The organism is Leptotrichia sp. (genome assembly GCF_057270615.1).
The window spans coordinates 1-7,731 of the sequence record NZ_DBHIXN010000072.1; the positions used below are offsets into that span (position 1 = coordinate 1).

At 32.8% G+C, this 7,731-nt stretch carries 6 protein-coding genes; all 6 read left to right on the forward strand.

The genetic code is table 11. The annotated features are described in order from the left end of the window. The first annotated feature begins 422 nt into the window (after positions 1-422). Positions 423-1,940: an ABC transporter ATP-binding protein gene (locus ACO409_RS09615; RefSeq protein WP_485556750.1), complete on the forward strand. Its 1,518-nt coding sequence runs from the start codon at positions 423-425 to the stop codon at positions 1,938-1,940. Beyond that, positions 1,933-3,000: an ABC transporter permease gene (locus ACO409_RS09620; RefSeq protein WP_485556752.1), complete on the forward strand. Its 1,068-nt coding sequence runs from the start codon at positions 1,933-1,935 to the stop codon at positions 2,998-3,000. The genes ACO409_RS09615 and ACO409_RS09620 overlap by 8 nt, the downstream gene beginning before the upstream one ends. Before the next feature lie 47 nt (positions 3,001-3,047). After that, on the forward strand, positions 3,048-3,935 hold the full coding sequence (locus ACO409_RS09625) for an ABC transporter permease (RefSeq protein WP_485556754.1): 888 nt from the start codon (positions 3,048-3,050) through the stop codon (positions 3,933-3,935). 19 nt (positions 3,936-3,954) lie between these two features. Beyond that, positions 3,955-4,359: a hypothetical protein gene (locus tag ACO409_RS09630; RefSeq protein ID WP_299268013.1), complete on the forward strand. Its 405-nt coding sequence runs from the start codon at positions 3,955-3,957 to the stop codon at positions 4,357-4,359. Between the two features lie 97 nt (positions 4,360-4,456). Then, on the forward strand, positions 4,457-4,996 hold the full coding sequence (locus ACO409_RS09635) for a DUF2716 domain-containing protein (protein ID WP_485556757.1): 540 nt from the start codon (positions 4,457-4,459) through the stop codon (positions 4,994-4,996). 18 nt (positions 4,997-5,014) lie between these two features. Beyond that, positions 5,015-7,731: excinuclease ABC subunit UvrA (uvrA, locus tag ACO409_RS09640; protein ID WP_485556759.1), on the forward strand; the 2,717-nt coding region annotated here is incomplete at its 3' end.

Here is a 7,731-nt window from a genome sequence, read left to right on the forward strand (position 1 = left end):
ACAAAAGCAGATACTTCCCAAGAAGCTCCCGCTTCTAAAAGCGGGAGTAGTTCACCCACAAATATTGTTTTGAAAAAATTATAATGGTCAAGATAACGTTTTCAAAAATTAATAAGCAAAATTTCGTTAAAGAAAAAAGAACTGTTTGAGCTTTTGGAATATATTTTAAATTAAATTAATTTCTTACTGTCAAGATTATCTATATTAAAAAGCGAGTTTTCTTTTTTCTTTATAAGAAAGTTTTGCGTAAAGCGAGGATGCAAGGGCATGGCGTTTGATGCCCTTGCGTTAAAAAAATTAGAAATTAAAAAATAAAGAAAAAACTATTATTTACAAAAATGAAAAATACTTATAAAGAAAAAAATCTTTTAGATGAATGATTTGGGAATTGAATAGAATTAATTTTAGAAGCAGGAGGAAAGATGAGTGAATATATTTTGGAAATGAAAAATATACGAAAAGAATTTTTAGGTGGGAAAATTATTGCAAATGATGATATTACTCTGAAAGTAAGAAAAGGAGAGATTCATGCGATTGTTGGGGAAAATGGAGCTGGAAAGTCTACACTTATGAAGATTTTGAATGGATTGTATTCTCCAACTTCTGGAGAGATTTTTTACAAAGGGAAGAAAATTGACATTGATAGTCCTACAACTGCTGCAAATTTGGGGATTGGGATGGTTTATCAGCATTTTATGTTGATTGATACTTTGACGGTTGCTGAAAATATGGTTTTGGGATTTGAGCCTAAAAAAGGTGGAGTGTTTTTTGACTTGAATACTGCTAGAAAGCAGGTTAAGGAAGTTTCTGAAAGATATGGACTAAATATTGATCCAGATGCGAAAGTGTCAGATTTGTCAGTTGGGATTCATCAAAGAATCGAGATTTTGAAAATATTGTTTAAAGGGGCAGAACTTTTGATATTTGATGAGCCGAGTGCGGTACTTACACCACAGGAAGTGAAGGAACTTTATGAAATTATGAGAAATCTTATAAAGGAAGGTAAAACTATTATTTTTATTTCGCATAAATTACAGGAAGTGCTTGATTTATCAGATACTATTACAGTTATTCGCCGTGGAAGCGATGTTGGAGAATTAAAAACAAAGGAAGCTACAAAAGAAAAGATTGCAAATCTTATGGTTGGGCGTGTTGTTCTGTTTGAAGTGAAACGTCCAGATGTGAAATTTGGGGATATAGCTGTAAAAATTGAGAATTTGACTGTGAAAAAAGGGAATATTGAAAAATTAAAAGATATTTCATTTGAAATACGAGAAGGTGAAGTGTTGGGGATTGCTGGTGTAGAAGGTAATGGGCAAACTGAACTGATTGAAGCTCTTGCAGGGCTTGTGAAAATTGAGAGCGGGAAATATTTTATAGGTAATGAAGAACTGGAAAATAAGGCACCAAAATATATTAGAGAAAAAGGTCTTTCTCATATACCCGAAGACAGGCATAAAAGAGCAACTATTGACGATTTTACAGTAGAAGAAAATATGGCTTTGGGACTTGGGGATAAGTATTCCAAAGGAATGTTGATGGATTACAAAGAAATAGAGAAAAAAACTAATGAATATATAAAAAAATATGATATTAGACCTGCAGATGGAAAAATAAAATTTGGAGGATTATCTGGTGGAAATCAACAAAAAGTTGTTGTAGCAAGGGAGCTGGAGCGTGAAAATAAATTTATTATTGCGGCACAGCCTACAAGAGGAGTTGACATTGGAGCAGTTGAGATGATTCACAACACAATTTTAAATGAAAAATCTAAAAAAAAGGCAATAATGCTTGTTTCAGCAGAATTGTCAGAAATAATGGCATTAAGTGATAGAATTGTGGTAATGTATTCAGGAAAAATTGTAGGAATTTTGGATAGAAAAGATGCAACAATGCAAAAAATAGGTATATTAATGGCAGGAGGGAAAATAGATGATTAAAAATAAGATAAAGGATTTTCTACCATCTATAATTGCAGTATTAATTGCATTAATTATTGGTGGGGTAATAATGATAACAAAGGGTGTAAACCCGATTGCAGCCTATATTGATATGATGAAAGCGGCTTTTTATCAGCCTTATCCAAGATCTCCTTTTTTCAGCGGACTTGCAAATACATTATTTGTCGCAACACCGTTAATATTTTCAGCACTTGCTGCAATGATAGCCTTTAAAGCAGGTTTATTTAATATTGGGATGCAAGGGCAAATGATAGCTGGAGGACTTGCTGCAGCTTTTTGGGCAGTTACATTTAAAAATTATATTTTTGGGAATATATTTGTTGTAATAATTGTAGCTGTAATTGCTGGATTTTTGTGGGCTGGAATAGCAGGATTTTTACGGGCAAAATTTGGAGTAAGTGAAGTAATTAGTACAATTATGTTAAATTATATTATGCTTGAATTACAAAATTTTTTATTAAATGGGCCTTTGAAAGATCCTGCTTCTCAAAATACACAATCTCCAGCTGTTTTTGAAGGAGCAAGACTGCCACTGCTTTTTGGAAATGTTACAAGACAAAACTTGAATTTTGGTTTTATAATTGCAATTCTTCTGACAATAGGAGTATTTCTTTTTTTCAAATATTTTAAAAAAGGATATGAAATAAAAGCAGTTGGACAAAGTGATACGGTTGCTGAAAATGCTGGAATTAATCCAAGATATATTATGTTTTTGGCAATGGGAATTGCTGGAGCATGTGCTGGACTTGGTGGAGCTGAACGTGTTTTAGGTGGAGCTTCAGAATATTCGTATACTGAATTTATAATGGGAGACTACGGATTTACAGGACTTGCAGTAGCACTTCTTGGAAAAAATGATCCATTTGGAATATTGGTTGCGTCAATATTTTATGCGGCACTCGAAGTTGGGGGACAAATGTTGCAGCAAAGATATCAAATTGACAAGGAAATTGTATATATTATACAAGCATTAATCATTATTTTGGTAGCATCAGAAAATTTATTTAAATTTATGCTTAATAAAAAGAAATCATCATAAATTTGATCATTAAATAAAAAATATTAATTCAGAAAGGAAAGATAATAATGATTATACTAAAACAAATATTTAATTTATTACAGCAAACAATAATAATAGCTCCTCCAATTCTTATAACAGCTGTAGGAGCATGTATTTCTGAAAAAAGTGGAGTCATTAATATTGGACTTGAGGGAATTATGCTAAGTTCAGCATTTGCAACAGCAGTTGTAAATATTGCAACAGCAAATCCATATTTAGGAATAATTTTTGGAGTAATAGTAGGAATATTAATTTCATTAATTCATGCAGTAATAAGTATTAGTCTTAAAGGAAATCAAATTATAAGCGGAGTTGCAATAAATCTATTTGCTGCCGCAATAACATCATATTTAATAAAAGCTATTTACAATACAGCAGGAAATACCCCAATTGCTAGAAATGCAAAAGGTGATCCATCACTTGCTAATCAAACATTAATGATAATCGTAGTTTATGGAATTGCAATCGCAATGTATTTCTTTTTATACAAAACAGTTTTAGGATTGAGAATACGTTCGGTTGGAGAACACCCATTGGCAGCCGATACAGTAGGAATAAGCGTTTATAAAACAAGATATATAAGCGTACTTATATCAGGAGCATTGGGAGGACTAGGAGGAGCTTACCTTACAGCAGTCCTGCTTCCAGCCTTTTCAAATAACATGTCAGCAGGACGTGGATATATCGCAATGGCTGCAATGATCTTTGGGAAATGGAATCCGCTAGGAGCAATCTTGGCAAGCCTGTTATTCGCTTTCGGACAAGCATTTGCCGATGTTTCCAAAACAATAGGACTTCCAATATCTCAGCAATTTTTGACAATGATACCATATATTTTGACTTTGTTAGCATTGGTTGGATTTGTAGGAAAATCAAGAGCACCAAAAGCGTCTGGACTTCCGTATGAAAAATAAAACTCGATAAGGGGAAATTATGAGAAAAATAATTTTTATATTTATGGTATTTTCTTTAGTTTCTTTTTCAAATTCAGAATTTCCAGGCATTAGATTATTAGTAAATTTTAATCAATGTGACAAAAATGATAGAGAACATTTAGAAACATTGAAAAATGAAAATCAAAAAATGATTGAAATATACAATAAACTAATTCAAAAATTTGATAAAGGTGGAGAAAGTTACTATAAATTAAAACAAAAATTAGTTAGTTCACAAGAAAACTGGTTAAAAAACTTTTATGAAGGATTGAAAGATTTGACAAAAGATGTTTATTTTGTTAATTTATGTGCGGCTGAACAATTTCGAGTGAGCTCAGAGGTTAGTTTTATACAACAAAGAATATTAGAATTAACTGATGAATATAAAAAATATTTAGATTAAAATAATAATTGAAAAAAATCTGTTTCATAGATTGTAAAAAAAAATTTGTGAAACAGGCTTTTTTGTGTAAAAATTTTTATGGAAGGGAATATAAAAAATGGTAATATTAGATAATAAAGAATATGATAAAGTCTGGGATATAGTTTATGATAGATTTAATTTTAATCCTAGTGTTGATAAAAAAGAAATAGCGTTTGAATTTAAAGAACCGTATATAGTTTATGATATTAGTTATCATTATGAAAATCTAGAGGAAATTGAAGGGTTTGTAGTTTGGGGATTTAAAAAAGAAATTCGGGATAAAATAACAGAAATTTTTTTGAAATGTACTAAGGAAAATGCGGAATTGTATGCATTGGATTGGCAACATTCTTGTTTTAGATATAATCCTCGTATTAAAGATGAGCCTAAAATTATAGAAGTTAAAGATGAACACTACTGGGGTGGTGGATATACTGCATATTTTCCAACATATTGTCCAAATGGGGATTATTATTTTTTTATCGATATTAATTTTCATTTTGGATATTTAGGACATCCTTGGCAACAAAAGGTTTGGATATATGGAAAAAAATTGATTGAAGAATTTAAAAAAGCTGATTTAGAGGGATTTAAGTTAATTGAGGAGAAAAATTAGAGAGGAACATTGAAGATAATGAAAGACAACAAAATAAAGATTACTGGAGCTAGAGAGCATAATTTACAAAATATTGATATTGAGATTCCAAAGAATGAGCTGGTTGTAATTACTGGGGTTTCTGGGAGTGGGAAGTCTTCGCTTGCGTTTGATACGATTTATTCAGAAGGACAGAGAAGGTATGTTGAGAGCTTGTCGGCTTATGCAAGAATGTTTATTGGGCAGATGAAGAAACCTGAATTAGATAGTATTGAAGGGCTTTCTCCTGCGATTTCGATTGAACAGAAAAGTGTGTCAAAAAATCCTCGTTCTACCGTTGGAACTACGACAGAAATTTATGATTATATGAGGCTTTTGTGGGCACATATTGGAGAGGCACATTGTCCGATTTGTCATAGAAAAGTGGAGAAACAGTCGATTCAGGAAATTGTCGATAATTTGATGAGTTCTAGAAAAGAAAAGGATAAAATGATAATTTTGTCACCAGTTGTGATTGATAAAAAGGGAACTCATAAAAATTTGTTTTTGAATTTGCAGAAAAGAGGGTTTCAAAGAGTTCGAGTGAATGGTGATATTCTTGACTTGAGTGATGAAATTGTTTTGGATAAGAATAAAAGGCATCATATTGAAGTTGTTGTTGATAGAGTTGTGTTTAAGACGGATAATAAGGAGTTTTTGAGTCGATTGACAGAGGCGATTGAAACTGCGAGTGAGCTTTCTGATGGGAAAATAATTGTGAATATTAATGGGGAAGATAACAAATTTAGTGAGAATTTTTCTTGTCCAGAACATCCAGATGTTGTGTTTCCAGATGTTGTGCCAAGACTTTTTTCATTTAACGCACCATATGGAGCTTGTGAAGTTTGTAATGGGCTTGGTTCAAGATTGGAAGTTGACGAGAATAAATTAATTGTTGATGAGAATTTGTCAATTAATGAAGGTGGGATAATTTTTCCAGGAGCGACGACTAAAAAGGGCTGGAACTGGGATTTATTCATAGCGATGGCAAAGGCACATAAAATCGACTTGGATAAAAAGGTTTCTAAATTGACTCGAAAAGAAAAAGATGTGATTTTTTATGGAAGTGATAAGCAATTTAAATTTTCTTGGAGCGGAGACAGTTTTAGCTATAACGGAAAACGAGGATTTGAAGGGATTGTGCATGGAATTGAACGAAGATACAAGGAAACTGCTTCTGAATCAGCAAGAGAAGAGATGGAAGCAAAATATATGACAGAGAGAACTTGTAAAACTTGTCACGGGAAACGGCTTAAAGATGTTGTACTGGCGATAACAGTTAATGATAAGAGTATTATTGACTTGACTGAAGTGAGCGTTGTTGATGCACTTGATTTTTATGAAAAAATTCAGCTTACGGAAAAACAAATGCAGATTGCAGCTGAAATTTTGAAAGAAATAAAAGAACGGCTAAAATTTATGATAAATGTTGGGCTTGATTACTTAAGTCTTGCTAGAATGACAAAAACGCTGTCTGGTGGAGAATCGCAAAGAATTAGGCTTGCGACTCAAATTGGAAGTAGGCTTACTGGCGTAATTTATGTGCTTGACGAGCCGAGTATTGGACTTCATCAAAGGGATAATGACAAGTTACTTGCGACTTTGAAGGATTTGCGTGATATTGGGAATAGTTTGATTGTTGTAGAGCATGATGAAGATACGATGAGAGAAGCTGATTATTTAATTGACATAGGCCCAGGTGCTGGAATTAATGGAGGAAAGGTTGTAGCACAAGGAACGCCAAAACAAGTTATGAGAAACAAAAAATCATTGACAGCACAATATTTGAACGGAAAAATTAAAATTGAAGTGCCTAAAAAAAGAAGAAAAGCGACTAAAGAAATTGTTTTGAAAAATGCAAAAGGAAATAATTTGAAAAATGTGACTGCACATATTCCTCTTGAAGTTTTGACGGTTGTGACAGGAGTTTCAGGAAGTGGGAAGTCGACATTGATTAATCAGACATTGTTTCCAGAGCTTCACAATAGGCTAAATAAAGGGAAATTGTATCCGCTTGAAAATGGTGGAATCGATGGGCTTGAAAACTTGGAAAAAGTGATTGATATTAATCAGTCGCCGATTGGGAGAACTCCGAGATCGAATACTGCGACATATACGAAAATTTTTGATGATATTCGTGATTTATTTGCACAGACAAACGATGCGAAAGTGCGTGGATACACGAAAGGAAGATTTTCATTTAATGTAAAAGGTGGACGATGTGAAGCATGTAGCGGTGCTGGAATTAATAAAATTGAAATGAATTTCTTGCCAGATGTTTATGTGGAATGTGAAGTTTGTAAAGGAAAACGATACAATCGAGAAACATTAGAAGTTCAGTATAAAGGAAAAAGTATCGCAGATGTGCTAGAAATGACAGTTGAAGAAGCATACGAATTTTTCAAAAATATTCCGCCACTTGAGAGAAAATTGCAAACATTGATGGATGTAGGAATGAATTACATTCAATTAGGACAACCTGCGACAACTCTTTCGGGAGGAGAAGCTCAACGGATAAAACTTGCAACTGAATTATCAAAAATGTCAAGAGGAAAAACTATTTACATTTTGGACGAACCTACGACAGGACTTCACTTTGAAGATATCAGAAAATTATTAGAAGTGTTAAACAGATTGGTTGATAAAGGGAATACAGTCTTAGTAATTGAGCATAATTTGGATGTAATCAAGGTTGCGGATCACATTATTGATATAGG

Bases quoted from the DNA above. Each gene is read 5' to 3' on its own strand.
- ACO409_RS09620 (WP_485556752.1), top strand. From the start codon at position 1,933: ATGATTAAAAATAAGATAAAGGATTTTCTACCATCTATAATTGCAGTA.
- ACO409_RS09635 (WP_485556757.1), top strand. From the start codon at position 4,457: ATGGTAATATTAGATAATAAAGAATATGATAAAGTCTGGGATATAGTT.
- ACO409_RS09615 (WP_485556750.1), top strand. From the start codon at position 423: ATGAGTGAATATATTTTGGAAATGAAAAATATACGAAAAGAATTTTTA.
- ACO409_RS09625 (WP_485556754.1), top strand. From the start codon at position 3,048: ATGATTATACTAAAACAAATATTTAATTTATTACAGCAAACAATAATA.
- ACO409_RS09630 (WP_299268013.1), top strand. From the start codon at position 3,955: ATGAGAAAAATAATTTTTATATTTATGGTATTTTCTTTAGTTTCTTTT.